Here is a 25,301-nt window from a genome sequence, read left to right as displayed (position 1 = left end):
AGCAGATGATGAAGTTTATCAATCGTCTGGAAGATATCTTGATCGGCCTGTTGCTGGTCTCTATCACCTTGCTGGTGTTTGCTGAAGTGGTTATGCGCTTTGGTTTTAATACCGGTATTCACTGGGCACAAGAAGCGACGTTGCTAATGTCGGCCTGGATGGTGCTGCTGGGTGCTGCCTGGGCAGTACGGGAACGTTCCCATATTTGTGTTGATGCGCTGTTGGAACAATTGTCTGCCAATACCCGTAAATGGGTAGTGCTGTTCGCCATTGCGGTGGCGCTGGTTTACTGCGGTCTGTTTATCAAGAGCTCCTGGGTGTACGTCGCCAAATTACACATGATTGATATTGAGCTGGAAGATATTCCTATTCCCAAGTGGACGGTGGTATCCGGCTTGTTGGTCGGTTTCGGCTCACTGACCCTGCGGCTGATTGAACTGGCGGTGGCGGTCTGGAAAGGCGAGGCCAACGGTTTTCATGAACATCGGGAATCGCTGCTGCACGATGATGGCTGCGATGAAGCCGGGGAGAAAGTGTAATGGTGGCGTTAACGCTGTTCCTGTTGCTATTTGTCTGTATGGCGCTGGGGTTACCGATTGCGGTGGCGCTGGGTTTCTCATCCATGACTGCGATTCTGTTTTTCACCAATGACTCCATGGCGTCGATTGCGCTGAAGCTGTTTGAGTCGGTGTCAGAACATTACACCCTGCTGGCGATTCCGTTTTTTATCTTGTCGTCATCGTTTTTGTCGTCGGGCGGTGTTGCTCGCCGTTTGATTGATTTTGCGACGGCATCGATTGGCCATGTGCGTGGCGGATTGGCGATGGCCTCGGTTTTGGCTTGTATGCTGTTTGCGGCGGTGTCTGGTTCGTCTCCGGCAACAGTGGCAGCGGTGGGCTCGATTGTGCTGGTCGGTATGGTGCGGGCCGGTTATCCGTTGTCGTTTGCTGCCGGTGCCATTTCCACGGCGGGGACGCTGGGTATTCTGATTCCGCCGTCCATCGTCATGCTGGTGTATTCAGCGGCGACCGAGGTGTCGGCGTCTCGTATGTTTATGGCCGGGTTTGTGCCAGGCATTCTGATTGGTCTGATTCTGATGGTGACTATTTATATTGTTGCCCGGCGCAAGAATTTACCCGCCGAGCCATTCGCCGGATTCCGTACCATTCTGAAATCGGCCTGGAGCGCGTCCGGTGGCCTGATGCTGATTATTCTGGTGTTGGGGTCGATTTATGCGGGTGTGGCGTCACCGACCGAAGCGGCGGCAGTCGCGGCGGTATACGGTTTTCTGGTGGCAATCTGGGGCTATCGTGATATCGGTCCGTTAAAAGATCAGCCCTGGCACCGCGAAGGTGAAAACACCCTGACCATGCTGGCGCGTAATATTGTGCTGTTGCCAGTGGGCATCGTACGGTCGGTATATCACCCGGAAATTGGTGGCATTGTCCGCGATGCGGCACGGGTTTCGATTACCTTGTTGTTTATTATTGCCAACGCGATGTTGTTTGCTCATGTGTTGACGTCTGAGCAGATTCCACATCATTTGGCTGCCACGATTACGGAATGGGGTCTGCCAGCCTGGGGTTTCCTGATTGTGATGAACATCTTGTTGCTGATGGCGGGTAACTTTATGGAGCCGTCTGCCATTCTGTTGATCATGGCACCGATTCTTTTGCCGATTGCGCTGCAACTGGGGATCGATCCCGTTCACCTCGGCATCATCATGGTGGTGAATATGGAGCTGGGGATGCTGACGCCGCCGGTGGGGTTGAATCTGTTTGTTACGGCGGGGATTACGGGTAAGTCGATTGGTTGGGCAATCAAGGCCTGTGCGCCCTGGCTGCTGCTGATGCTGGTTTGTCTGATCGCGATTACCTTTATTCCGGAAATCAGCCTGTGGTTGCCCAACTACCTGGATGGCCGATAACCCTTTATTGGCTGTGATTTTCGCTTTTGCAACAACGACCTTTGCCCGGCTTCGCCGGGCTTTTTTAATGGTGCGACAGGGTCGAAAGTGAGTCAGTGTGACGAAGGCGGCTTGTTGGCCGATAGGTATCGCTGAGGCAGTGGCTGGAAGAATGGCTGGAAGAAATGGTTTGAAGGCGTGATATGGCTGTCTGCGATGACAGACCTGAAAATCTCTCAGGTTGTATGGCAGCCAAGCCGGGTTATGGTAATGTGCGCCCGATTGGAATCTTGCGCCGGGATGCGGTTACATTGTCCGGTGATGAGCTATGGGCCTGAAGATCCGGTATGAATATCTGGAATAAGACAATGGAGTTAACAAGGTGATTGAGCAGATGTTTGAACGGTTGGTGTATGCGTCGCGCTGGATTTTGGCGCCTATTTATCTGGGCCTGAGTCTGGCTCTGGTGGCGCTGGGTATCAAGTTCTTTGGCGAGCTAGTGCACCTGCTGCCGCATATTCTTGACGTCAGTGAAACCGATATGGTGCTGGTTGTTTTGTCGCTGATCGATATGGCGCTGGTGGGTGGGCTGATTGTGATGGTGATGTTTTCCGGCTATGAAAATTTTGTCTCGCGGATGGATTTGGGAGAAAACACCGAAAAGCTCGATTGGCTGGGCAAAATGGATACTGGCTCACTCAAAAACAAGGTGGCGGCATCGATCGTGGCTATTTCGTCAATCCATCTGCTCAAAGTGTTTATGAATGCCGACAATGTCAGTAATGATAAATTGCTCTGGTACGTGGTGATCCACCTGACCTTTGTGTCGTCGGCGGTTGCGATGGGATTGTTGGACAAGGTTACTCGCAAGGCTCATTAACAAACGCCGGAAGCGCCGGTTTTTGCTGTTGCCCTGTTGCGGCTTTCTATGGTCTTGACGCCCCCTATACGTTTTCTGGAATTTTATGAACGAGTGGATCAAGCAGTTCGTATTTTTATGGGCGGTAATCGACCCTATTGGCACCATTCCGGTGTTTCTTGCCGTCACGGCATCACTGAAAGATCCGGTGATGATTCGGCGTATCGCCTATAAAGCAACTGCAATTGCAGCGCTGGTGTTATTGTTTTTTGTGCTGGTCGGTGAGTTGCTGCTGGACGCGATGGGAATTCCGCTGGAGGCGTTCCAGATTTCTGGTGGTTTGGTGTTGTTCCTGTTTGCATTGACGATGATCTTTGGTGAAAGCAAACCGGAAGAAGAAATCGGTATGGTGGCTAGAGGTATGCAAACGGCGGTTTTTCCGTTGGCAATTCCTTCCATTGCGTCGCCGGGGGCGATGATGGCAGCGGTATTGCTAACCGATAATCACCGTTTTTCCATCATTCATCAGGCGGCGACCAGTCTGGTGATTCTGTCTGTGTTAGTGGTGACGCTGGTGTTTATGTTACTTGCCAGCCGGATTCAGAAAGTGATTGGCGAAGGCGGTGCCAGTGTGATCAGTCGGGTAATGGGGCTGATTCTCGCTGCGGTAGCGGTTAACTCTGTACTAACGGGCATTCAGATCTATTTTGGTCTTGGTAATGTCGTGCCCTGATAGAGAGGTTGCTGATACAGATCAGCCCTGATGAATATAGGGTTCAATGGCTGCCGGATCGGCGAGATGATCGAGATCCGGTGTGCGTTCAGCGCGCAGGGCAACCCAGGCGGCTACGTCTTCACGCCATTCCTCCATGGGCCTCAAGCGGGGCGCTGCCAGCAGTTTGGCCTCGGTTCCCTTGTTGGTAAAAACCAGAATGTGCTCAACTTTGTAGGCTTGCAGGCTCATGGCGGGTAGTGCTCGTTGTCAGGGCTGTGGCAGGGGCGCGGAAGTGTGCGGTGTTGCGGGCAGATCGTCAAAGGCATTTTCCCGGAACGGCAGTAACGTTGCCGCTTGCTGCTGGTAGTTCAATATCTGGGGTATTTCCTGTTCGATAAAGTCGGCGACGGCGGCCTGGAAATCCGGGTGTTGCAACTGGTGGATGCTGGAGGTGATGACCGGTTCAAAACCTCGACTGATCTTGTGTTCGCCCTGGGTGCCTGGATCAAAATGATCCAACCCATGCTCGAGGCAAAACTCGATTCCCTGATAGTAGCAGGCCTCAAAGTGGAGGCCGTCTACTTCTTCCTTGCAACCCCAATAACGGCCGTACAGGGTATGGTCATCAAAAAAGTACAGGGCGCTGGCCAGGTGTTGTTCGTTGTGGCTGGCCTCGACCAGCATCATTTGCTGGTTCATCGTCGCCGCCAGCTGCAAGAAGAAGGTGTTGTTCAGATAGCCTTGTTGTCCGCGTTTCAGGTAGGTCAGTTGGTAGCACTGATAAAACCGTTTTATAACGTCGGCTGTCAGCTGTTCTCCTGTCAGGCGGCGAATATGGATGTTCATATCCCGCACGCGCTGCCGTTCTTTGCGCACGCTTTTGCGTTTGCGGCTGGTGAAAAATTCCAGAAAGTGCTCAAAACTGGTGTAGTTGCGATTAAACCAGTGAAATTGGCAGGCATGCCTCAGCAGGTATCCCTGTTGTTCGGTTAATGTTTTCAGCTCGGCAAGATCGTTGCTGTTGGGGAAGTTCAGGTGCCAGCCGGAAGCTTGTTGATCGCGACAGTGTTGCTGCAGGGCTTCGATGGCGTCTTGCCAGGGTGCCGGGTTTGTAGCGTGGTAGAGCAGGCGTGGGCCGGTAGCTGGTGTAAACGGCGCGGCGCACAAGAGTTTGGGATAATAACGGAAACCATGACGTTGGTAGGCGTCGGCCCAGCCCCAGTCAAAGACGTACTCACCATAGCTGTGATGTTTGCGGAACAACGGCAGAATCCAGTCCGGGCGGTTGCTGGCGTCCCGGTGTAGCAGGTATTCAGGATGCCAGCCAGAGTCGCCGCCCATGCAGCCGCTGTCTTCGAGCGCTTGCAGAAACGGGTAGCTCAGAAACGGGTAGCGCTCTGGCAGCAGGGTTTGCCAGTCCTGTTCTGCGATGTCGGCTATCTGCGTTATAACCTGAAATGTCGCCATAAATCAGTGACCTGAATGTGGAGTTTGCCTACTATGAGGGTAAATCGTATGAAGATAAACGTTTGCCCTGTAAGCATGCAAACCGGCAGCACGGGCATATTGTTCGCTAGCAGCCTGTCGGACTTAGGCATTCGTCGCGAGGGAAAGACTGGTTTGAGCGATTTTTGCGCAAATTTGAGGCGAATAGTGGTTCTATTTATTAACCAGAATTTGCTCAAAAAAGAGCCAGATTCAGCTTTTCCGCAGTAGGGCAGCCCTAAGCCCGACAGACTCTTAGGAGGCGTTATCACTGATTAAACCGAGCCTGCTGAGAGCCCGTTGGTTTCAGAACAAGGCATGAGAAACGCGGTTTGGCGAGTTAAACAAGTGACGAATAACGCCGTGCTGGAAGTCACTGGCCTCAGCCCGAAGGGTCAGGGTCAACATCCCGCCATGCGGTGTTATTGGACTTGAAAAGGACTCTCTCTGCGTCCAATGCCTTGCCTGACGGGATTTATCCTCCTGACAGGCCGTGCCAAATAATTGAGAACGCCCGCTGGTGCTGACACATGTCCAGATGGGTGCTGATCGAATAAGAGTAAGATGCATCCGTCTGTGACCAAGGAGAGTATTATGTTTTCCCTCGATAGCCGACTTCAAGCCGACACGGTATTTGTCGGGCGCTTGCCATTGTGTCAGGTGCTGCTGATGAACGACAGCCGTTACCCCTGGGTGATTCTGGTGCCCCTGCGCAAAGATGCCAGAGAGTATTTTCATTTGTCAGTCGCAGATCAGACCCAGATGATGCTGGAATCTGCCTGGGTCGCGGAAAAGCTGGCCGATCATTACTCCGCCAAATCGATGAATGTGGCTGCGTTGGGTAATGTGGTGCCGCAATTACATGTTCATCATGTGGTTCGCAAGGAAGGGGATCCGGCCTGGCCTGGCCCGGTTTGGGGTCATAGCCCGGCGGTTCCTTATGATGTCGATGCGCTGGAGCAACGGGTACACGAATTGAAGGGTTTGTTATCCAGCCATTTTATCGAAGACATGGATGGCGACGATGATATTGAAAACAACATCTACTGGTAAGGGAGCGCTTTTATGATTGTGCTGCGACGTTACATGAATAACAATCTGCGTAATTTCAATTATCTGATTGGGTGCGAAGAGAGTCGTCAGGCGATTGCGGTGGATCCGCTCGGTGCCGATGAGATGCTCGCTCTGGCAGAAGAACAGGGCTATGAGATCAAACTGATCCTCAACACCCATGAACACCATGATCACATCGATGGTAATCCCCGTGTACAGGAAGTGACGGGTGCTGATATCTGGGCGCATAAAAACGCTGCTGAGCGTATTCCGAATGTTGCCCGTGGTTTGGTAGCCGGTGATGTGGTTGAGCTGGGGACTATTCGATTGACGGTGTTGTATACACCGGGTCACACCATGGCGCACTTATGCCTGTTAAGTGAAGACGGTGGCCCGGATGGCCAGCCGGTGCTGTTTTCTGGCGACACCCTGTTTAACGCCTGTGCTGGTAACTGCCGTAACGGTGGTGATCCGGATACCCTGTACGATACTTTTGTAGCGCAATTTCAGCCGCTGCCAGACGATACCCTGATGCACCCTGGCCATGATTATATGAAAAACAACCTCAGCTTTGCGCTCACTCGCGAGCCTGGCAACGACATGATCCAGTACTGGCTGGATCAGGTGTCGGCGTTTGACGCGGATGAGATGCCGGTGATGACGCTGGGGCAAGAGCGTACCTACAACCCGTTCTTGCGCTTGCACCAGCCACTGATTCGAGAGCGCCTGAAAGACGCGTTTCCGGCGTTGGGTGACGGTGATCGTGATGTCTTCAAGGCGCTGCGGACGTTGCGTGATCAGTGGTAGTTTTGAAGCTGGTCGTTTATGTGGCCGTAGTCCGATGCAGTGGCTGGCTGCCATTAGCGGCGTTTATTGCATGCCGTAATGCTGGCATTACTTCTGCTTCAAACCAGGGGTTTTTCTTCAGCCAAAGCTGATTACGGGGTGACGGGTGAGGTAGTACAAAAAACGGTTTTGGTACGTCTCGCCAGTGTCTGACCCGATCAGTCAGGGTCGGGTGCTGTTGCAGAAACTCCTTCGGCAAATAGTAGTTCTGGGCGTATTGACCGATCAGCAATATATGCTGCAGTTGTGGCAGCTGTCCCAGCAGCGCTGGATGCCACAAGGGTGCACACTCTGGCCTTGGCGGCAAATCACCACTTTTCCCCTTGCCGGGGTAGCACAACCCCATCGGAATAATGGCAATCTCGGCTTCGTTGTAGAACTGCTCTGGTGTCAGCTGTAACCACTCACGCAGGCGCTTGCCACTGGCATCATCCCAGGGAATTCCGCTGGCCTGTACTTTGGTGCCCGGTGCCTGACCAATAATCAGCAACCGGGCACTGTGGCTGGCGCGAACAACGGGCCTGGGTGGAAAGGGCAGGTGTGCCGCACAACAAGTACATTGCCTGATGCGCTGCAAGAGCAGATCCAGCGAGTGTGTTTGCGACACGGTGTCGGTGGTTATGGTGGTTGCCGTGTGGAGCGGTTGCTTTGAGTCTGTGGTGTTGGTCATGTCGGTTTCTGTGTCGGCTCCTTACATGGATGATCTCCTTACCATAGCCGTAGTATTTTGCGGTGAGCAAGAGGGTGGGAGTGTCGGCTGGTTTGAATTCCGCTATAATGCCTGCCTTTTAAAATTTGTACGTCGTTGATTCGATACGTCAGCGCCGTGACACTCACATGTTATGCAGGACCATACGATGCGCACTCACTATTGTGGTGATATCAACGAAAGCTTGATCGACCAAACCGTTACTTTCTGTGGCTGGGTTCATCGTCGCCGTGACCACGGTGGCGTTATCTTCCTGGATGTACGTGACCGTGAAGGTCTGGTTCAGGTGGTCTTCGACCCGGATACCGTTGACGCTTTTAATACCGCTGACAGTGTGCGTTCTGAGTACGTGTTGCAAATTACCGGCCGTGTTCGTGGACGCCCGGATGGCACCACTAATGCCAATATGAAAACCGGTATGATTGAAGTATTGGGTAAGGATGTGGTCGTGCTGAACAAGGCTCAGACACCGCCATTCCCGCTCGATGGTTACACCGATGTGGGTGAAGATATTCGCCTGAAATACCGTTACATGGACATGCGTCGGCCGGAAATGCAAGACAAGCTGCGGTTCCGTTCCAAGGTCACTTCCGGTGTGCGCCGTTATCTGGATGATGCCGGTTTCCTGGATATTGAAACGCCGATTCTGACCCGTGCGACCCCGGAAGGTGCGCGTGATTATCTGGTGCCCAGCCGAACGCACGAAGGTGCTTTTTTCGCCTTGCCACAGTCACCACAGCTGTTCAAGCAGTTGCTGATGGTGTCGGGTTTCGACCGTTATTACCAGATCGCCAAGTGCTTCCGTGATGAAGACCTGCGTGCTGATCGTCAGCCGGAATTTACCCAGATCGATATCGAAGCGTCGTTCATCGACGAAGACACCATCATGGGTCTGACTCAGGACATGATCAAAGGCATCTTCCAGAAAGAACTGGGCGTTGACCTGGGTGACTTTCCGCGCATGCCGTATGCTGAAGCGATGAACAAGTACGGCTCCGACAAGCCGGATATGCGTATTCCAATGGCAATCGTTGATGTGGCGGAATTCCTGCAAAACATCGAATTCAAGGTGTTTGCGGCTCCTGCCAAGGATCCACACGGTCGTGTTGCGGCCTTGAAAGTACCTGGTGGTGCCGAGCTGTCTCGCAAGCAGATCGACGAATACACCAAGTTTGTCAGTATCTACGGTGCCAAAGGTCTGGCGTGGATCAAGGTCAACGATATCGAGGAAGGCGTTGAAGGCCTGCAGTCGCCGATCATTAAATTCATCGGCGCTGACAACACCATGAAGATCATGGCGAAACTGGAAGCCAAAAACGGCGATATCATCTTCTTTGGTGCTGATAAAACCAAGGTGGTTAATGAGGCACTGGGTGCACTGCGTTGCAAGCTGGGTGAAGATCTGAATATGTATACCAGCGAGTGGGCGGCATTGTGGGTGGTCGACTTCCCGATGTTTGAAGCCAATGACGACGGCTCGATTTCAGCCTTGCACCATCCGTTTACCGCCCCAAGTTGTTCTGCTGAAGAACTGGAAGCCAAGCCTCTGGAAGCCCTGTCCCGTGCCTATGATATGGTGCTGAACGGCTGTGAGCTGGGCGGTGGTTCCATTCGTATTCATGATCAGTCGATGCAGCATGCGGTATTCCGTGCCCTGGGTATCAGTGAAGAAGAACAGCAAGAAAAGTTTGGCTTCCTGCTCGATGCGCTGAAGTTTGGTGCTCCACCGCACGGTGGTCTGGCATTTGGTCTGGATCGTCTGATTATGTTGATGACTGGTGCAAACTCCATTCGTGAAGTGATTGCCTTCCCGAAAACCCAGTCAGCGGCCTGTGTCATGACCAAGGCACCAGGCGAGGTGAGCAACGCCCAGCTGCGTGATTTGCATATCAAGCTGCGCGAAAAGCCAAAGGCTGAATCCGCGAGTTAAGTGATTGCTGTGCCATGATAAACGGGAGCCGGTAAGCTCCCGTTTTTTTTTGGGATAGATTGAATATCCTTATATTGCGGCCACGGGTATATTTATGTCAGGCATTGCCTGTCTGGTCGAATTCTATGAAATAGTCGTTATAATTCGAACCTTCCTCGCCACTTCAGGTGTGTATTTTGCTGCTGCGTGCTCTCGCTCTGTTTGGTTGCTTCTCTTTGCTTACTGGTTGCGGCGCTTCCAATGGCGATACGAATACGGCTCCCTCGCTCTCGGTGGTTTCCACGATCGCCGTTGCCGGTGGTGCAGAGGTCACCTTGAGGAGCTCTGCCAGTGATGTGGATGGCTCGATTGAGGGGTATCTCTGGGAGCAAGTGTCTGGCGAGGTCGTAGAGGTTGAGGGAGCAGCGACTGATACGCTGACCTTTGAAGCACCTGTTGGACTGGACGGGTATGAGCTGGTGTTTCGTATCACGGCAACGGATAACCAGGGCGGCAGTTCCAGCGCGAAGGTGACGGTGATTGTGGCGGCAGGAATAGCAGCCCCGACCAGTTTCAAGGTCAGATCCCCGGTTAATGCCAGTGGGGTTGTACTCGATTGGGATGCCATCAGTTTACCGGATAGTGCTGATGGAGAGATTACTTACTCTGTGTATTACGCCCGCCAAACGTTTAATGCCATCAGTTCGCTGATTTATTACGAATCACTGGATGGTGCTGGCGTTGAAAGTGGAATCACCACTACCAGCTATCAGATGAATTTTACTAACGGTCAGAAATATTTCTTTTTGCTCGTGGCAACCTACACCAGCGACACCCTGGTTGCGGAAAGTCAGCCCACCGCAGAAGTAGCAAGGGTGATCGGCAAGGCTTTTACTTATACCAGTCCGTTAAATGACACGACGGTCAGCCAGTGTGTGGATCTTGACGGCAACTGGGCTGATTGTCCGGTGACGGGGCTGATCGGGCAGGATGCAGAGTCGGGACGTACCGCAGCGGCAGCGGCGGGCAGTCTCAATAAAACGGGCGTCGGCCTGGGGGGCTTTGACTGGACCTTGCTGGATGCTGACGGTACGGTGTTGTCGCCCGGTAGCGAACAGGCAGATTGTATTCGTGACAATGTCAGCGGATTGGTGGTGGAGCTGAAAAACTCAGCGACTTCCCTGCGTAATCCGGTGCATCAGTTCAGCTGGTATATGGCCGATGAAACGACTAACGGTGGATATTCTGGGCTGGAAGCGGGGCCGGAATGTGTCGCTGGTGTCTGCAATACCGCTGCTTATGCGATGGCTCTTAATCGGCGAACCCTCTGTGGCGAGAGCAGCTGGCGCTTGCCAGTGGTGTCGGAATTACGCTCGATTTCAGATATTGCCGGGGCTTGTCTGCTGGATGGGGGTGGTTGCAAGTTCGCCCTTGATTATTACTACTGGACCTCAGCCACCCGCGCCGATGCTCCGGATCAGGCCTGGATGGTTAATTTGTATGGTAAAACGGATACCTCATATGACAAGCAAGCAACTGCTCGGGTGATCATGGTCAGTGATGGGGATTCTGATGAATAAAGATTGGCTGAAATCACTGGTGACAGCGTGGCTCGGGTACTGGCTATTCAGTAGCTCGGCGGTTGCTGCGCAACAATGTCTGGACACCGTGCCAGATACCACCAATGAGCGTTTTGAAACACAGTTGGATGGCTCTCTCTATGAGCCACAGCTAGGGCTGCTCTGGTTTTCTTGTCTGTATGGCCAGCAGTGGAAAGATGGGGAATGTGCTGGCACGGCCAAGCGCCTGTCGCTGGCGGCGGCCTATGGCTATGCCGATGAGGTTGTGCTAGCGGGTTACTCGGGCTGGCGCTTGCCCAATATCAATGAGCTGCAGAGCCTGGTGGAGTGGCAATGTGTCAACCCGGCTGTTAATACTGATTATTTTCCTGAAATAACCAGCGGATATTTTTGGAGTGCATCCGCCAGAAATAATCACAATGGTCAGCCAACGATCCTGATGGTGGATTTTTATAATGGTCGGGTACGAGACGCGTTGTATCTCAAGGGATATCTGTTGTTAGTGAGGGATATGTGATGACTTGTACTTCGCTTTTAATTCATGGAAAGCTGAAATGAAGAACGTTAAAACCGAAGTTGGCATGCTGAGACGGGTTCTGGTGTTTATGCTATTAACGGCGTTGGCTGGTTGTGGGGCACAAAGCGGCCCTGATGCGACTGGCTCCTCAGCAACGGATGGCTCTGGCTCTGGCTCTGGCACTGATACTGACAGTGGGGATACCGATACGGTTGATCCTGACAATGTTGCTCCGGTCGCAAGTGCCGGACTTGACCAGTCCGTGTACGAAGGGGCAACGGTTCTGTTACCAGGATCGGGTATCGACGAAGACGGTACGGTGGTGCTGTATGAATGGGCCCAGTTGAGCGGCACTGAAGCAGCGATTGTTAACCCGAATTCAGCCAATACGTCGGTGATTATCCCCGGTCTGACCGTGGCAGAAAACATGGTGTTCAGCCTGACGGTGACGGACAACGCTGGCGCCAGTGATACCGATACGGTGACCCTGTATGTGTATGTTGAGTACGACGAGAGCGGAAATCTGAAACCTGTTGTTGATGCTGGCAGTGATCAGGAGGTTCATATCGGGCAAACGGTTTACCTGAATGGGTCAGCCTCCGATCTGGATGGCAATGTTGTGTCTTTTCAATGGGTTCGGCAACAAGGCCCAGCGATTGATCTGTCTGACGCGACTGAGGCAAAGGCTACCTTTACCGCGCCGGATGTGGCAGAAGACACGGATATTGTTCTGGTACTGTTGGCAACGGATGAACAAGGCGCAACCGGTTCTGATGAAATGGTTATTACCCTGTTTGCCGATCTCGCAGTCCCTGACAATCTAGCGGTGAGTGTTGACAGTTCCGAAGTGACGCTAACTTGGGATGAGGTGGCGTCAGCGGCATCCTATAACGTTTATTATGCGCGCGAGACGATCCCGGTATCGGATGTGGCCAATTACAACAGTTATCTGGGGGGCATGCTGGAAACTGACGTGATCACAAACCGTTTTGTTCTGAGTTCCACCGATGATGCCATCCGAACCTACTACTTCAGGGTGTCTGCGGTGCGTGGTGAGTACGAAAGTGATCCGAGTGACGAGGCGGTTGCGACCAGTACGATTGCTGTAACCATTGGTGCGACAGGCAAAAGTAATGATACGGGTCTGACTGCCTGTTATTCGGCTACTGCCGAAACGGTTTGCCCAAATACGAACTTTGGTGGTCAAGATGCGGATTATGGCAGGGATGCTGATGCCAGCCTGGTTAAAGAAGGGTCGGGTAAGGCTGGATTTGATTTTATCAAACTCGACTCGGAGGGCATCGCGCTGGCGGCAGCTGCCGAGGAATGGTCGTGTGTTCTGGATGTGAATACTGGGCTGTTATGGGAAGTAAAAGACGCTTCGGGCTCTGGCACAGAAAGGGATAGTAATTCGTATTTTACCTGGTACAGCACCGATACTTCGATAAACGGCGGCACTGATGGTGTGGGTACAGAAAGTGGTGGAGGGGTGTGTAACCTGGACGATGAGTGCAATACCGCTGCTTATGTAGACTATATGAATTCTATCGCTTTGTGTGGTTATAGCGCCTGGCGTTTACCCTCGGTTGATGAGTTGTCTTCGATCATCGATCATTCAGTCACAGCGCCTTCGATTGATGAGGATTATTTTCCCAATACGCTGTATGCCCGTGTTTATTGGACATCTGATGTGTATGGCGGGGAGGATTGGGCGGCCTGGGCGGTTGATTTTAATGAAGGGGTGGTGAGCGGTACGGATACCAGTGGCTCGCAGCTGGCTAAAAGCAAATCCTTTTTTGTTCGTCTTGTAGGGGGGTGAATATGGTCATAAAACCGATTCTGTGGTCGCTGGTGCTTGGTGTTGGTGTTATATCCGGGATCTGTCATGCCGCGAGCCAGGCTTGTGTGCCAGGAGCTGTCTTGTATACGCCATCGAGTGATTTTGTACAGCATGGCGACACGGTGACGCATACACCCACTGGGTTGATGTGGCGGCGATGTCCAATCGATTATGACTGGAATGCAACGGCTAAATCATGCGACCTTGATGAATCAACGGATCGTAAAAGCTATTACACTTGGTCTCTGGCATTGGCAGCGGCTGAAAACCTGATTCTGGCTGGATACAATGACTGGCGCTTACCTAATATCACAGAACTGAGAACGATTGTGGAGCGGCGTTGTACTGCATTTGCGATTAATGTTGATATATTCCCGACCAGTTATAATAACTCTACCTACTGGAGCTCGACGACCAGCAGTTTTCAGGTTGATACCACCCGAATTATAACGTTTGATAAAGGGTCGGAAGAGACGAAATCCAAATCGGAGAGTCTGCAGTTTATGGTTGTGCGGGATGCAGACTAAGAGACGTTGTTTGTTATCAGGTATTTGAGGTGCTAATAAAAAACCCGACGTTTAAACGTCGGGTTTTTTATTGCTGTCGATTTTTATCTCGCTAGCAGCACCGGCAAGGCCAGTACTGCTGACGGGGTTACTTGTCGGAAGCGATAACGGCGGTAGCCGCTTTCTTGGTGTACTCGTCCATCTTGTCGAAGTTCAGGTACTTGTAGATTTCACCAGACATACTATCCAGCTTGTTGGCGTATTCCATGTATTCTGCGGTGGTTGGCAGTTTACCCAGAATAGCCCCAACGGATGCCAGTTCGGCAGAGGTCAGGTAGACGTTGGCACCATCGCCAAGACGGTTCGGGAAGTTACGGGTAGATGTCGACAATACGGTAACACCGGATGCTACACGCGCCTGGTTACCCATACACAAAGAACAACCTGGCATTTCAGTACGGACACCAGAAGTACCGAAGATATTGAAGTAACCTTCTTCCATCAGCTGGGCTTCGTCCATTTTGGTTGGTGGAGACATCCAGAAACGGGTGCTCAGACCACCTTTGTGGTTAGCCAACAGTTTACCGGCTGCGCGGAAGTGACCAATGTTGGTCATGCAGGAACCAACGAAGACTTCGTCTACTTTTACGCCAGCAACGTCAGACAGTGTCTTGGCATCGTCCGGGTCGTTCGGGCAGCAGACGATAGGCTCTTTGATATCAGCCAGATCGATTTCGATGATATGGGCATATTCAGCATCTTTGTCGGCACGCATCAGCTTGGGATCGGCCAGCCATGCTTCCATTGCCTGAGCACGACGCTCCAGAGTACGTGGATCACCGTAGCCTTCAGAGATCATCCAGCGCAGCATGACGATGTTAGAACGCAGATATTCAGCGATGGATTCTTCTGACAGAGTGACCGTACAACCGGCGGCAGAACGTTCAGCAGAAGCATCTGATAATTCAAATGCTTGCTCAGCCGTCAGGTGTTCGAGACCTTCGATTTCCAGAATACGACCGGAGAATTCGTTGATCTTGCCTTTTTTCTCAACCGTCAGGATGCCTTGCTTGATACCGTACAACGGAATGGCGTGAACCAGGTCGCGCAGGGTAATACCAGGCTGCATATTACCTTTGAAGCGCACCAGTACAGACTCAGGCATATCCAGTGGCATAACACCCGTCGCAGCGGCGAAGGCAACCAGGCCAGAACCGGCAGGGAAGGAGATGCCCATTGGGAAACGGGTGTGAGAATCACCACCAGTACCCACGGTGTCAGGCAGCAACATACGGTTCAGCCAAGAGTGGATGATACCGTCGCCCGGACGCAGAGCCACACCACCACGGGTCTGGATAAAATCAGGCATGGTATGCTGCATTTCCACGTCAATTGGCTTGGGGTAAGCCGCTGTGTGACAGAAAGACTGCATCACCAGATCTGCCTGGAAGCCCAGACAGGCCAGATCTTTCAGCTCATCACGGGTCATCGGGCCTGTGGTGTCTTGAGAACCGACCGTGGTCATCTTGGGTTCGCAGTAAGTGCCTGGGCGAACGCCCTGGCCTTCATCCAGACCGCAAGCCTTGCCGACCATTTTCTGTGCCAGTGTGAAGCCTTTGGTGCCAGCTTCCGGATCTACCGGCAGGCGGAACAGGTCGGTGGCGCCGAGGCTAAGAGCAGCACGGGCTTTAGTGGTCAGACCACGGCCAATGATCAGCGGAATACGGCCGCCAGCCTGAACTTCGTCCAGGATAACTTCAGATTTGAAACCGAATTCGGAAATGACGTCGCCGGCTTCGTTCAGAATCTTGCCGTCATATGGACGAATTTCAATCACGTCACCCATGTTCATGTTGTCAACAGGTGCTTCGAATACCAGTGCACCGGCATCTTCCATGGTGTTGAAGAAGATAGGGGCAACCTTGGAACCGATACAGATACCACCACCACGTTTGTTCGGTACGCCGGGGAGGTCGTCACCGAAGAACCACAGAACAGAGTTGGTAGCAGACTTGCGGGAAGAACCGGTACCCACCACGTCACCAACGAAAGCAACCGGCAGGCCTTTGGCTTTGATCGCGTCGATCTGAGACATCGGGCCAGTGACACCGTGCTCTTCAGGCTCTAAGCCGTCGCGGGTCATCTTGTACGCAGCACGGGCATGCAGTGGGATATCAGGACGCGACCAGGCATCCGGGGCCGGTGACAGGTCGTCGGTGTTGGTTTCGCCAGTCACCTTGAATACGGTCATTTTGATGGATTCAGCAACCTTGTTGCGGTTGGTAAACCATTCAGCATTGGCCCAGGACTCCATCACTTCTTTGGCGATAGCATTGCCAGCGTTCATTTTGTCCTGAACGTCGTTGAAGGCGTCAAACATCAGCAGGGTGTGCTTTAGTTCTTTCGCGGCCAGAGGTGCCAGTTCAGCGTTATCCAGCTGTTCAACCAATGTCGCGATGTTGTAGCCACCCTGCATCATACCCAGCAGTTGAATTGCTTTTTCTTTGGATATCAGTGGAGAAGTCGCTTCATCTTTCAGAATGGCAGTCAGGAACGCTGCTTTTACGTAGGCCGCTTCATCGACACCCGGAGGGATACGGTTTTCCAGCAGGTCAACCAGAGTGGTTTCTTCGCCAGCGGGTGGAGTTTTCAGCAACTCGACCAGAGCAGCTGTCTGTTCAGCATTCAGAGGCTTGGGTGGAATTCCCAGCTCTGCTCGCTCGGCAACGTGAGCACGATAAGCTTCTAACACGGTGTTTTCCTCATCTCTATGAATCTTCAGATTCACCCGGGTTCCCCTTTTGAGGGTGCCGGCAACCTTCAGATTGTGTTGTTCCATTGGGAATGCAGGGGCGCAAGTATACTTGATTACTGCCTTTCGGTTAAGGAAGCCAATGGTCGTAATTGCCTTTGATCTAAGGGTTTTTACCAATGTCGGCCATTCATCCAGAAAATGAACCGGGTGGAATTCGACATGGCCATCCCTTTTGCCGGTATTTTGTGCAGAGGCGCTTCTATGCCTACTTTTGTCGATAATGCAGTGTTTAGTCTGTGTCCTGATACCAGGCAATTATCCTGAAAGGCAATCACCCGGAGTATCCGTGTTTGGCTGATCGTCGGCTTTTTTTGACAGAATCTTGCTGGTCATTGTAAAGATGGGTGTGGCTTGACAAAATGTCGCCCTGTATTCCAACTGGACAACACCCTCGTGCGAATAGCCGCTGACGAAAACATTCCTCTGGTAGATTCTTTCTTTTCTGAGTTTGGTGAAATTCGGCGCTTTAATGGCCGTAGCCTGACTGCTGATCAGCTGGCGGACACCGATATATTACTGGTGCGTTCTGTAACAGCCGTTGATGAGGCCTTGCTCAAGGGAACCCCGGTCAAGTTTGTTGGAACCGCAACGATTGGCACAGACCATATTGATCTCGACTATCTGCAGCGTGCAAATGTTGGCTTTGCCAGTGCCCCTGGTTGTAATGCGCAAGCCGTTGTGGATTACGTATTAAGTTCGCTCAGTGTACTGATTGATGTGCGAGGCGTGTCTTTTGCTGATCTTTCCGTGGGTATTGTCGGGGTTGGCAACGTCGGGCTGTGTTTGCGTCGGCGGCTTGAAGAAATGGGTGTTGACGTAGTGGCGACGGATCCGTTCAAGGATCCAGCTGTTGTGGGGCCACTGACGTCACTTGAGGAAGTGCTGAAGGCGGATGTGGTGAGTTTGCATACTCCGCTGGTGAATGATGGGGAATTTCCCACCCGGCATTTGATGGGTGCCGAGCAGCTGCTGCAAATGAAACAGAATGCCTGTTTGATCAACAGCAGTCGGGGAGCGGTGGTGAATAATGCTGAATTGTTGGCTCACCTGAGGTCGCACAACGATTTTGAGGCAATTCTGGATGTGTGGGAGAAAGAACCTCATCTGGATCTTGCCTTGATGCATCGCTGTATGCTGGCGACACCGCATATCGCTGGTTATTCTCTGGACGGTAAGATGCGTGGTACGGAAATGATTTATCAGGCCGTGTGTGAGTATTTTGGTCTGCCGATGCGGCGCAAGTTGGGTCAGTTTTTGCCAGAACCTGGTATTCGGCGGGTGAATTTTTCTGATCAGGTACCGTTAAATCAGGCGTTGCGTACGGCGATTCGAGCCGCTTATGAAGTGCGTGTTGATGACGGTAAAATGCGTTCAGCCATGTCACGAGCGGAGGACGTTAAACAGACCTTTGATCAGTTACGTCGGGATTATCCACTGCGTCGGGATATTCCTACGATGAAGGTGGGTGTTCCCGCCAAGTGCGTCGACTTGCAGCAATTATTGGCCTCTGCCGGGTTTGCTGTCAGAACCAAATAGGGTTGGGTAATTTCACCGTGATGACAGAGAAGGTGTCAGGGTGAAGTGATCAAATTGGTTTGAACGATCTGGCTGATCCAGGTGGTATCACTTTGCAACCGGGCAAATTCCAACACCTGAATAACAGGTGTTGGTGTCTCTGGCAGGTCGTGCCCTCGATCCGGATTGTTACTCTTTGCCGGTGCCAGCAGCCGCATCAGTGCCTTGCTGGTCAACACAAAATCATCGACTGACTCTTGGCGATCCTGGCCACTAAAACGTATATACCCTTCCTCTTTGAGCCATCCTAACGTACCCAGTGCAGCCAGGTGGCGATTGCTGTGCAGGCCAAATTCATCCATCTGATCCGGTCCCGAGATGTCCTCAATAAACAGGGTTTGAGGACGAGGAAAATGCCTGAAGCCTATCAGCAGGATGGTAGCGCAGTCCTTGAAAAAATCGTCGATATGAACATCAAGCATAGTGGGGCCGTTTCCATTGGGTCTGATGGTGAAAATTTCAGGCTTGCACGTAGCCACGGAAAAACTGATCAATCCGGCTCATCGCCAAAGTCAGGTCTTCAGGGCGGGGTAAAAATACAACGCGGAAATGATCGGGCGATTTCCAGTTAAACGCAGTGCCGTGCACGATCAGAATCTTTTGTTGTTCCAGCAGATCCAGCACCATGCGTTCGTCATCCAAAATGTTGAATTTGTCCTTGTCCATTTTCGGGAAGCAATACAGCGCGCCTTTGGGTTTGACACAACTGACACCCGGGATGCTGTTGAGTGCTTCCCAGGCGATATCCCGCTGCTGGCGAATGCGCCCGCCTTCTGCGACCAGGTCGTCGATACTCTGATAGCCTCCCAGTGCGGTCTGAATTGCGTACATGGCGGGTACGTTGGCGCAGAGTCTCATGGAGGCCAGCATTTCCAGCCCTTCTATGTAATCTCGGGCTTTGTGTCTGGCGCCACTGATGATCATCCAGCCGGAGCGAAAACCCGCCAAACGGTAGTTTTTGGACAGGCCGTTAAACGTAATGATCAGCAGGTCGTCAGCCAGTGAAGCTGTGGATGTGTGTGTTATGCCATCAAAAATAATCTTGTCGTAGATTTCATCCGAGAACACGATCAGGTTGAATTCTCGGGCAATTTCCAGCATGCCCAGCAGCAACTCGGTAGGGTAAACCGCACCGGTAGGGTTGTTGGGATTGATCAAGACCATGGCGCGGGTACGGTTGGTAATTTTGGCGCGCATATCGTCCAGGTCGGGATACCATTCTGATTGCTCATCACAAACGTAGTGAACCGCTCGTCCGCCTGCGAGCACGACAGCGCCGGTCCATAGCGGGTAGTCGGGTGCCGGAACCAGTACTTCATCACCGTTATTCAGCAACCCTTGCATGGAAGCAACAATCAGCTCGCTGACGCCATTGCCGATGATAATGTCCTCAATGCCGACATTGGCGATGTGTTTCTGCTGGGCGTACTGCATGATGGCTTTTCGCGCAGAAAACAGGCCTTTGGAGTCTGAATAGCCCTCGGAATCGGGCAGATTGTGGATCACGTCCTGAATGATTTCTTCAGGGGCATCCAGGCCGAAGGGTTTTGGATTGCCAATGTTCAGTTTCAGTATCCGGTGACCTTCCTCCTCCATGCGCTTGGCGGCCTGAAGAACCGGGCCGCGAAGATCGTAAAAAACATTAGCCAGCTTGTCGGATTTGCGAATTTCCTGCATCGAAGAGGGAGCCTTGTACTGGTCGGATGCCGCAGCAACATGGGATGCACGGTACTGCCGAACGAAAAATAGGAAACGGGGTCGATGTCATTTGACGCATGATCGACAGGGGCGAGATGATACCCTTGGGAATTTAAAGCTTAAAGTCCCCAATGGCGTCTAGTCGTGGGTACAAGCAAAAATATCGCCCAAGAAAATCTGGCATGATGTGCGTGAGTGTATGTAGCAAGGGGAAATAAGCGAATGAGTGACAAGAAGAGTGAAGAGACTATAGCCACTGGGGAGCGTGTTGCTCGACGAGTGAAACGCTCTCCTGAAGAGTGGCAAGCATTGCTGGATCCTCATACCTACTTCGTTACCCGAGAGGCTGGAACTGAAAGGCCATTTACCGGTAAGTACTACCAGACAGTGGAGCTTGGTGTTTATAGCTGTGCTTGTTGTGGTGAGCCGCTGTTTGTATCGGATACCAAATTTGACGCCGGCTGTGGCTGGCCCAGCTTCTATCAGGAGATGGCTGGCGCGGTTGAAAAACGTATTGATACGTCGCACGGCATGGTTCGGACGGAAGTCATTTGTGCAGCCTGCGATGCCCATTTGGGGCATGTGTTCGAAGATGGGCCTGCTCCAACGGGCTTGAGATTTTGTATCAATTCGGCTTCGCTGGTGTTTGAAGAGCGAGGTTGATGCAGAATTGAACAAAAATCGCCATTCTTCGCAGGCGCAGAGCTCGCCATTGCGGTGTTGGTTAATGAGAAAAAGACTTTTCATTATCGCGATAATCATCGCCTTGCATCCTAGTTCTGTTTTGCCAGTGCAGCTGTGTGAAGTCATTCAGAGCATTCCTAACATCTGGTTAGCGGGTGTTTGGTGGTTGCCGCTGCAATCTTGTGTATACTCGCACAGCTTTGGTGAGGGGCTTTCTGGAGAAGCCTCCTCATTTGGTTTCGTGCATATTTTTCAAACTCCAGCCGAAATTTTTCAGGGATAGTAGTATTGTGGATCGCCAGATCAAACAGCGAACGCCGCTGGGGATAATGAAGGATACGGTTTTTGCGTTATTTATTCGTGAGCTTCGTACCCGATTTGGGGGAAGTCGCCTCGGTTACTTTTGGGCGATTGCCGAGCCAGCAGGCCAGGCCGCTTTGCTAACGGCTGTATTTTCTCTAATGGGGCGTACCAGTCTGTCAGGGATAGATATCCCGGTCTTCATGGTTGTGGGCCTGGTTCCCTTTAAATTATTTACCAAGCTTATTTCTCAATTAAGTCACTCGGTTCTATCCAATAAGGGTCTCATGGCATATCGGCAAGTTGAACCTATTGATCCGGTCATTACACGTTTGCTCATCGAGCTGGCGACGACAGCAATTGTTTTTGTTATGCTGATGATTTCAATGTACTGGTTCTTGGGCTATCAAGCTGCACCCGTGTCTCTTTTGGGTGTTTTGGTGGCACTGGGTTTGTTAATGGCCTTTTCAATCGGAATTGCACTGATCCTGTGTGTTCTTTTTGAGTACTTTCCAGACCTCTCTAAACTTGTAAACGTTATCATGACTCCGATGATGATTGTCTCTGGTGTGTTTTATAGCGCTTCTATGGTGCCGACGCAGTATTGGGGGTTACTCGACTGGAATCCTGTCTTTCATTGTTTGGAGTTGATACGGGAATCCTATTACTACGGTTATAACCCTGGGTTCGCTTCTTTGAGCTTTGTTGCACAAGTTACGGTTTTTACCGATTTCATTGGGTTGCTTCTGTTTGTTTCTTATAGAACCAAGTTGGTTTCACCATGATAAGGCTTGAAAAAGTTTCGAAGTGGTATCCAACAAAAGTCGGGCGACATTATATTTTTAAAGATATTGATTTTGACATACCATTGGATAATAACATTGGCGTTCTTGGCAGAAATGGCGCTGGTAAATCCACATTTATCCGAATGCTGGGGGGAGCCGAGCATCCCAATGCTGGAAAAATCACCTCTGATTTGAAAATTTCGTGGCCACTTGGTCTTCAGGGGGGAATTCAGGGAAGCATGACTGGCAGAGAAAATGCCCGCTTTGTTGCTCGTATCCACGGGATTAAAAACACTCGCCAGATGGAAAATAAAGTCGAAGAGTTCGCCGAGATTGGGTCGTATTTCGATGAACCAATGAAAAGTTATTCATCTGGTATGCGATCTCGGGTCATGCTAGGTATGACTATGGCTCTGGAATTTGATTTTGATGTGCTGCTGATCGACGAAATAACCGCAGTTGGGGATGCAAAATTTAAAGATAAGGCAGCGACTCTGCTTAAAAAGCGTTTTGCTTCAACTCGTATTATTATGGTTAATCACTCTATTGGTCAGCTCAAGAATTTTTGTAGTGCCGGGTTGGTTATACATAGCGGTGGGCTGAAATATTTTGAAAACATTGATGATGCGGTCAGGTTTTATGATAGAAATGGGTAAGTTGCTCTCATGACGTACAATAGCACAGAGAAGCAAAATCAGCATGAACGTGCCAAGCTGATTCGAGAATGCTTCGTACAACCGGAATTTGCTCTTTTTGAGAGTTCTTATCTCGATGTTAAAGAGACTGACGTTGAAGCAATCAAAGAAACGACGAGCTACCGGGTTAGTGGATTCCTTAAGAAGAATATGGTAATTGTTGCATTCTTGATATTGTACTTTTTGATTGCGCTGTATTATTTGATTATTTCTTCTCCACGCTTTGTGTCAGAAACGCAGTTTGTTGTTAAAGAATCAGGTTCCCAATCTAATATAAACAGTCTGTCACTTCTTACCGGGTTTGGTACGGGTACCAATGATGCGTTGCTAGTGAAAGCATATATAGGTTCGAGAAAATTGGCTCTGGAGCTTGATTCAGAAATAGGCTTAAAGACGCATTATCAGAGTGATGATATAGATATTTTCAGCAAGCTATCGGTCGATGCTACGACTGAGAAATATTATGAATACTATAAAAAACACGTTCTTATTTACCATGATGAGGTGTCAGGGATACTGAAAGTTGAAGTTCAGGCTTTTGATCCGAAATACGCGAAATTAGTCGCCGATAAAATAATTAATCTTAGTGAAGTTTTTATTAATAATATTGGCGATAAAATGTTTAAAGAACAGGTTGAGTATGCTAAGGAAGAAGTTATTCGTGCCCATGGATTATTATCTGAGTGGCAGACAAAGCTGATTGTTTTTCAGGAAACTAACAAGCTGTTGAGTCCTCAGGAAGAGGGGGGGGGGATCGTAACCGGTATAAACGAACTCCAAGTCTCGATTATCAAGGAGGAAGCCAAGCTAAAGGAGATTCAGTCCGTGATGCACGATAATACAACGGAAGTTTTGGCGCAGAAAAACCTTCTATTGGCTTTGAAAAGCCAGTTAGAAGAAGAGAAAAAGAAGGTGACGGACTCAGATAGTAATGGTTTAAATCGCCTCACTGCCGAGTATCAGGAACTATCGATGGCGGTAGAGATGACATCTGATTTGTATCGCTCTGCGCTAGTCAGTCTGGACTCTGTTAGAAGTCAGGCTGTTCAGAAATTGAAGCATCTGCTCATTGTAGAAAACCCAGGCGTGACGGATGAACCGAGGTACCCCAACAAGCCCCATAAGCTGGTGACATGGTTGCTCGTTTTAATCTTGGCATTTGGTTTGGTGTCCCTGGCGGCGACTGTTATCAGGGAGCATAAGGAATAAGTGATGCATTTTTTATTGGTTTCAATATTGTTGTTTTGGGGACTGGTTGTTAATGCTCTTGAGTTGTCTCAGGGAGTGGATGAGTTTAAATCCAATATGGAGTTGGATGTTGCTCCTTCAACACCGCTTTACGCTGACTGGCTATTTGATGGGGGGTTTGGTGAAGTATCCTTTAACGGGCTTAATCCGATTTATAAAGTTAGTCAGGGTGATACATTGCTGGTACAAATATGGGGTGGTGTGGATTTCCAGGGAGAGGTTGTTGTTGATCCAAGAGGCAATATATTTATTCCCAGGGTTGGCCCTATCAATGTGCAGGGAGTGGAGAACAAGTCACTTAATGGAGTTGTTCTTAAATCGATAAAACGTGTTTTTAAATCTAATGTCGATGCTTATGTTGCCTTGTTGGGTAGTCAAACGGTAAAAATCTTTGTGTCTGGGATGGTAGAGAAACCTGGTATTTATGAAGGTCAAAGTGCTGATAGTATTCTTCGGTATATCGATGCCGCAGGTGGTATTAAAAAGAATCTTGGTGGTTATAGAAATGTACAAGTTATTCGCCAGGGAAGTGGGGTTGCCAAGATAGACCTGTACCGTTTTTTGAAAAGTGGTGAAATGCCAGATGTCCAGCTTCAAAATGGAGATTTGATTTTGGTGGGTTCACGCTCCGGTTATGTACAAATCGAAGGAGATGCTGGATTTAATGGTCGATTTGAATTGAGAGGCGACAGCGATATATTGACAACGATTGTCGATTATGTTGCGTTAAATGAGTCATCGACTCATGTTACTTTACTTGAGCCAGATGGAACGGATATCAACGCCTACCAGTATTCTCTTAACAGCATAAAGGGTGTGGTGGTTAAAAGTGGTTCAAGAGTGAAGTTCTCATCCCAATTACGCCCTAGGAGTATCAGTGTTGAGGTAGTTGGCGAGCATAATTCTTCCACTGAAATGGTGCTCCCGTGGGGTAGTACTTTGGATGATCTTATTAATCAAATCGAATTTTCGGCCCTATCTGATCGTGATTCTCTGCAACTCTATCGGGCATCTGTTGCCAAGCGTCAGAAAGAAATGCTAATGGCGTCGCTATCCGCTCTTGAGCAAAGTGTGCTGACAGCTAGGTCCGCAACAAGAGAAACCGCAGAGCTTAGAAAAGCAGAAGCCGAAACGGTTTTGCAATGGGTTGAGCGAGCAAAAAAAATACAGCCAAAAGGTCAGGTTGTGCTGCTTGATGGGTATGATCCCGCCAAAATTGTACTTGATCAAGGCGATAAAGTCGTTGTGCCTATTAAAAGAAACCTTGTCATGATTCATGGAGAGGTTCTGTTTCCTACTGCCGTTTCCTATCAGTCGAAAATGAATATCAAAAATTATGTAGATCAGGCTGGTGGTGCGACAAGTGAGCTATCGGGACTAAATGTTCTGATTATGAAAAGTAATGGTACTTTTGTGCGGGCATCGTCCGACTTGGGTGATAAAAAGCTTGTTCAGCCTGGCGATGAAATATTCGTGCTTGCCAAGCCAAAGCTTAAGGCTCTTCAGCTGACCAAGGATATCAGTCAGGTGATATATCAAATCGCAGTGTCTGCTGCTGTCGCACTTGCCTTATAAA

The 25,301-nt window shown here is 50.6% G+C and carries 24 protein-coding genes; 18 read left to right on the top strand and 6 right to left on the bottom strand.

What is annotated here, in order from left to right; translation table 11 throughout:
- Positions 1 to 5: 5 nt before the first annotated feature.
- The 4 genes from SOJ49_RS10770 to SOJ49_RS10755 all read left to right on the top strand — a co-directional run bounded on the left by SOJ49_RS10770 (position 6) and on the right by SOJ49_RS10755 (position 3,498).
- A complete protein-coding gene (locus SOJ49_RS10770) occupies positions 6 to 539 on the top strand; it encodes a TRAP transporter small permease (RefSeq protein ID WP_369854508.1) in 534 nt (177 codons plus the stop codon).
- Positions 539 to 1,927, top strand: coding sequence for a TRAP transporter large permease (locus SOJ49_RS10765; protein ID WP_369854507.1), 1,389 nt, complete (start codon positions 539 to 541; stop codon positions 1,925 to 1,927). Before SOJ49_RS10770 ends, SOJ49_RS10765 begins: the two co-directional genes overlap by 1 nt.
- A gap of 364 nt (positions 1,928 to 2,291) precedes the next feature.
- Positions 2,292 to 2,786, top strand: coding sequence for a TIGR00645 family protein (locus SOJ49_RS10760; protein ID WP_369858059.1), 495 nt, complete (start codon positions 2,292 to 2,294; stop codon positions 2,784 to 2,786).
- Positions 2,787 to 2,871: 85 nt separating this feature from the next.
- Complete coding sequence (locus SOJ49_RS10755) at positions 2,872 to 3,498, top strand: MarC family protein (protein WP_369854506.1); 627 nt, start codon at positions 2,872 to 2,874, stop codon at positions 3,496 to 3,498.
- Positions 3,499 to 3,519: 21 nt separating this feature from the next.
- Here the strand turns inward: SOJ49_RS10755 and SOJ49_RS10750 are convergent, their stop codons facing one another.
- Together SOJ49_RS10750 and SOJ49_RS10745 are read right to left on the bottom strand one after the other, a co-directional pair.
- Positions 3,520 to 3,729, bottom strand: coding sequence for a hypothetical protein (locus tag SOJ49_RS10750; RefSeq protein ID WP_369854505.1), 210 nt, complete (start codon positions 3,727 to 3,729; stop codon positions 3,520 to 3,522).
- A gap of 18 nt (positions 3,730 to 3,747) precedes the next feature.
- The gene (locus tag SOJ49_RS10745) at positions 3,748 to 4,947 is read right to left on the bottom strand and encodes a GNAT family N-acetyltransferase (protein ID WP_369854504.1); all 1,200 of its coding nucleotides are present in this window, start codon (positions 4,945 to 4,947) and stop codon (positions 3,748 to 3,750) included.
- A gap of 612 nt (positions 4,948 to 5,559) precedes the next feature.
- Here SOJ49_RS10745 and SOJ49_RS10740 point away from each other — a divergent pair.
- Both SOJ49_RS10740 and SOJ49_RS10735 read left to right on the top strand, forming a co-directional pair.
- Complete coding sequence (locus tag SOJ49_RS10740; protein WP_369854503.1) at positions 5,560 to 6,018, top strand: HIT domain-containing protein; 459 nt, start codon at positions 5,560 to 5,562, stop codon at positions 6,016 to 6,018.
- Between the two features lie 12 nt (positions 6,019 to 6,030).
- Complete coding sequence (locus tag SOJ49_RS10735; protein WP_369854502.1) at positions 6,031 to 6,825, top strand: hydroxyacylglutathione hydrolase C-terminal domain-containing protein; 795 nt, start codon at positions 6,031 to 6,033, stop codon at positions 6,823 to 6,825.
- Between the two features lie 16 nt (positions 6,826 to 6,841).
- On the opposite strand, the gene SOJ49_RS10730 is transcribed toward SOJ49_RS10735, so the two are convergent.
- Positions 6,842 to 7,534 (bottom strand): uracil-DNA glycosylase family protein, encoded by a 693-nt coding sequence (locus SOJ49_RS10730; protein WP_369854501.1) that lies wholly within the window; start codon positions 7,532 to 7,534, stop codon positions 6,842 to 6,844.
- A gap of 187 nt (positions 7,535 to 7,721) precedes the next feature.
- On the opposite strand from SOJ49_RS10730, the gene aspS reads away from it, so the two are divergent.
- From aspS to SOJ49_RS10705, 5 genes are all read left to right on the top strand, one after another.
- On the top strand, positions 7,722 to 9,503 hold the full coding sequence (gene aspS / locus SOJ49_RS10725; protein WP_369854500.1) for an aspartate--tRNA ligase: 1,782 nt from the start codon (positions 7,722 to 7,724) through the stop codon (positions 9,501 to 9,503).
- A 176-nt stretch (positions 9,504 to 9,679) separates the two neighbouring features.
- A complete protein-coding gene (locus SOJ49_RS10720) occupies positions 9,680 to 11,062 on the top strand; it encodes a DUF1566 domain-containing protein (RefSeq protein ID WP_369854499.1) in 1,383 nt (460 codons plus the stop codon).
- A complete protein-coding gene (locus SOJ49_RS10715) occupies positions 11,055 to 11,579 on the top strand; it encodes a DUF1566 domain-containing protein (RefSeq protein ID WP_369854498.1) in 525 nt (174 codons plus the stop codon). The genes SOJ49_RS10720 and SOJ49_RS10715 overlap by 8 nt, the downstream gene beginning before the upstream one ends.
- Before the next feature lie 37 nt (positions 11,580 to 11,616).
- Positions 11,617 to 13,398 carry a DUF1566 domain-containing protein gene (locus tag SOJ49_RS10710; RefSeq protein WP_369854497.1) on the top strand — a complete coding sequence of 594 codons (1,782 nt, stop codon included), beginning with the start codon at positions 11,617 to 11,619 and terminating at the stop codon, positions 13,396 to 13,398.
- A gap of 2 nt (positions 13,399 to 13,400) precedes the next feature.
- Positions 13,401 to 13,946: a DUF1566 domain-containing protein gene (locus SOJ49_RS10705; RefSeq protein WP_369854496.1), complete on the top strand. Its 546-nt coding sequence runs from the start codon at positions 13,401 to 13,403 to the stop codon at positions 13,944 to 13,946.
- Positions 13,947 to 14,073: 127 nt separating this feature from the next.
- Here the strand turns inward: SOJ49_RS10705 and acnB are convergent, their stop codons facing one another.
- On the bottom strand, positions 14,074 to 16,677 hold the full coding sequence (gene acnB, locus SOJ49_RS10700; protein ID WP_369854495.1) for a bifunctional aconitate hydratase 2/2-methylisocitrate dehydratase: 2,604 nt from the start codon (positions 16,675 to 16,677) through the stop codon (positions 14,074 to 14,076).
- A 414-nt stretch (positions 16,678 to 17,091) separates the two neighbouring features.
- Here acnB and pdxB point away from each other — a divergent pair, with 414 nt between their 5' ends.
- Positions 17,092 to 18,276 (top strand): 4-phosphoerythronate dehydrogenase PdxB, encoded by a 1,185-nt coding sequence (pdxB, locus tag SOJ49_RS10695; RefSeq protein ID WP_369854494.1) that lies wholly within the window; start codon positions 17,092 to 17,094, stop codon positions 18,274 to 18,276.
- Positions 18,277 to 18,311: 35 nt separating this feature from the next.
- Here the strand turns inward: pdxB and SOJ49_RS10690 are convergent, their stop codons facing one another.
- Positions 18,312 to 18,737 (bottom strand): hypothetical protein, encoded by a 426-nt coding sequence (locus SOJ49_RS10690; protein ID WP_369854493.1) that lies wholly within the window; start codon positions 18,735 to 18,737, stop codon positions 18,312 to 18,314.
- Between the two features lie 37 nt (positions 18,738 to 18,774).
- Positions 18,775 to 19,992 (bottom strand): pyridoxal phosphate-dependent aminotransferase, encoded by a 1,218-nt coding sequence (locus tag SOJ49_RS10685; RefSeq protein WP_369854492.1) that lies wholly within the window; start codon positions 19,990 to 19,992, stop codon positions 18,775 to 18,777.
- 243 nt (positions 19,993 to 20,235) lie between these two features.
- On the opposite strand from SOJ49_RS10685, the gene msrB reads away from it, so the two are divergent.
- The 6 genes from msrB to SOJ49_RS10655 all read left to right on the top strand — a co-directional run bounded on the left by msrB (position 20,236) and on the right by SOJ49_RS10655 (position 25,300).
- Positions 20,236 to 20,676: a peptide-methionine (R)-S-oxide reductase MsrB gene (msrB, locus tag SOJ49_RS10680; RefSeq protein ID WP_369854491.1), complete on the top strand. Its 441-nt coding sequence runs from the start codon at positions 20,236 to 20,238 to the stop codon at positions 20,674 to 20,676.
- Positions 20,677 to 20,740: 64 nt separating this feature from the next.
- Positions 20,741 to 20,980: a hypothetical protein gene (locus tag SOJ49_RS10675; protein WP_369854490.1), complete on the top strand. Its 240-nt coding sequence runs from the start codon at positions 20,741 to 20,743 to the stop codon at positions 20,978 to 20,980.
- Positions 20,981 to 20,987: 7 nt separating this feature from the next.
- Positions 20,988 to 21,782, top strand: coding sequence for an ABC transporter permease (locus tag SOJ49_RS10670; protein ID WP_369854489.1), 795 nt, complete (start codon positions 20,988 to 20,990; stop codon positions 21,780 to 21,782).
- Entirely contained in the window at positions 21,779 to 22,438 is a 660-nt protein-coding gene (locus tag SOJ49_RS10665; protein ID WP_369854488.1) for an ABC transporter ATP-binding protein, read from the top strand. The genes SOJ49_RS10670 and SOJ49_RS10665 overlap by 4 nt, the downstream gene beginning before the upstream one ends.
- 9 nt (positions 22,439 to 22,447) lie before the next feature.
- Positions 22,448 to 23,686 (top strand): lipopolysaccharide biosynthesis protein, encoded by a 1,239-nt coding sequence (locus SOJ49_RS10660; RefSeq protein ID WP_369854487.1) that lies wholly within the window; start codon positions 22,448 to 22,450, stop codon positions 23,684 to 23,686.
- 3 nt (positions 23,687 to 23,689) lie between these two features.
- A complete protein-coding gene (locus tag SOJ49_RS10655; RefSeq protein ID WP_369854486.1) occupies positions 23,690 to 25,300 on the top strand; it encodes a polysaccharide biosynthesis/export family protein in 1,611 nt (536 codons plus the stop codon).
- The last annotated feature ends 1 nt before the right edge of the window (position 25,301 follow it).

It is taken from the genome of Candidatus Thalassolituus haligoni (assembly GCF_041222825.1).
GTDB lineage: Bacteria > Pseudomonadota > Gammaproteobacteria > Pseudomonadales > Oceanobacteraceae > Oceanobacter > Oceanobacter antarcticus.
The sequence above is the reverse complement of the archived record's forward strand: the minus strand, read 5'-3'. Positions and strand labels throughout refer to the sequence as shown.

Bases quoted from the DNA above. Each gene is read 5' to 3' on its own strand.
- SOJ49_RS10740 (WP_369854503.1), top strand. From the start codon at position 5,560: ATGTTTTCCCTCGATAGCCGACTTCAAGCCGACACGGTATTTGTCGGG.
- SOJ49_RS10755 (WP_369854506.1), top strand. From the start codon at position 2,872: ATGAACGAGTGGATCAAGCAGTTCGTATTTTTATGGGCGGTAATCGAC.
- SOJ49_RS10735 (WP_369854502.1), top strand. From the start codon at position 6,031: ATGATTGTGCTGCGACGTTACATGAATAACAATCTGCGTAATTTCAAT.
- SOJ49_RS10675 (WP_369854490.1), top strand. From the start codon at position 20,741: ATGAGAAAAAGACTTTTCATTATCGCGATAATCATCGCCTTGCATCCT.
- SOJ49_RS10710 (WP_369854497.1), top strand. From the start codon at position 11,617: ATGAAGAACGTTAAAACCGAAGTTGGCATGCTGAGACGGGTTCTGGTG.
- SOJ49_RS10690 (WP_369854493.1), bottom strand. From the start codon at position 18,737: ATGCTTGATGTTCATATCGACGATTTTTTCAAGGACTGCGCTACCATC.
- SOJ49_RS10765 (WP_369854507.1), top strand. From the start codon at position 539: ATGGTGGCGTTAACGCTGTTCCTGTTGCTATTTGTCTGTATGGCGCTG.
- SOJ49_RS10655 (WP_369854486.1), top strand. From the start codon at position 23,690: ATGCATTTTTTATTGGTTTCAATATTGTTGTTTTGGGGACTGGTTGTT.
- SOJ49_RS10745 (WP_369854504.1), bottom strand. From the start codon at position 4,947: ATGGCGACATTTCAGGTTATAACGCAGATAGCCGACATCGCAGAACAG.
- SOJ49_RS10750 (WP_369854505.1), bottom strand. From the start codon at position 3,729: ATGAGCCTGCAAGCCTACAAAGTTGAGCACATTCTGGTTTTTACCAAC.
- aspS (WP_369854500.1), top strand. From the start codon at position 7,722: ATGCGCACTCACTATTGTGGTGATATCAACGAAAGCTTGATCGACCAA.
- SOJ49_RS10715 (WP_369854498.1), top strand. From the start codon at position 11,055: ATGAATAAAGATTGGCTGAAATCACTGGTGACAGCGTGGCTCGGGTAC.
- SOJ49_RS10685 (WP_369854492.1), bottom strand. From the start codon at position 19,992: ATGCAGGAAATTCGCAAATCCGACAAGCTGGCTAATGTTTTTTACGAT.
- SOJ49_RS10660 (WP_369854487.1), top strand. From the start codon at position 22,448: ATGACGTACAATAGCACAGAGAAGCAAAATCAGCATGAACGTGCCAAG.
- SOJ49_RS10770 (WP_369854508.1), top strand. From the start codon at position 6: ATGATGAAGTTTATCAATCGTCTGGAAGATATCTTGATCGGCCTGTTG.
- SOJ49_RS10665 (WP_369854488.1), top strand. From the start codon at position 21,779: ATGATAAGGCTTGAAAAAGTTTCGAAGTGGTATCCAACAAAAGTCGGG.
- SOJ49_RS10730 (WP_369854501.1), bottom strand. From the start codon at position 7,534: ATGACCAACACCACAGACTCAAAGCAACCGCTCCACACGGCAACCACC.
- msrB (WP_369854491.1), top strand. From the start codon at position 20,236: ATGAGTGACAAGAAGAGTGAAGAGACTATAGCCACTGGGGAGCGTGTT.
- SOJ49_RS10705 (WP_369854496.1), top strand. From the start codon at position 13,401: ATGGTCATAAAACCGATTCTGTGGTCGCTGGTGCTTGGTGTTGGTGTT.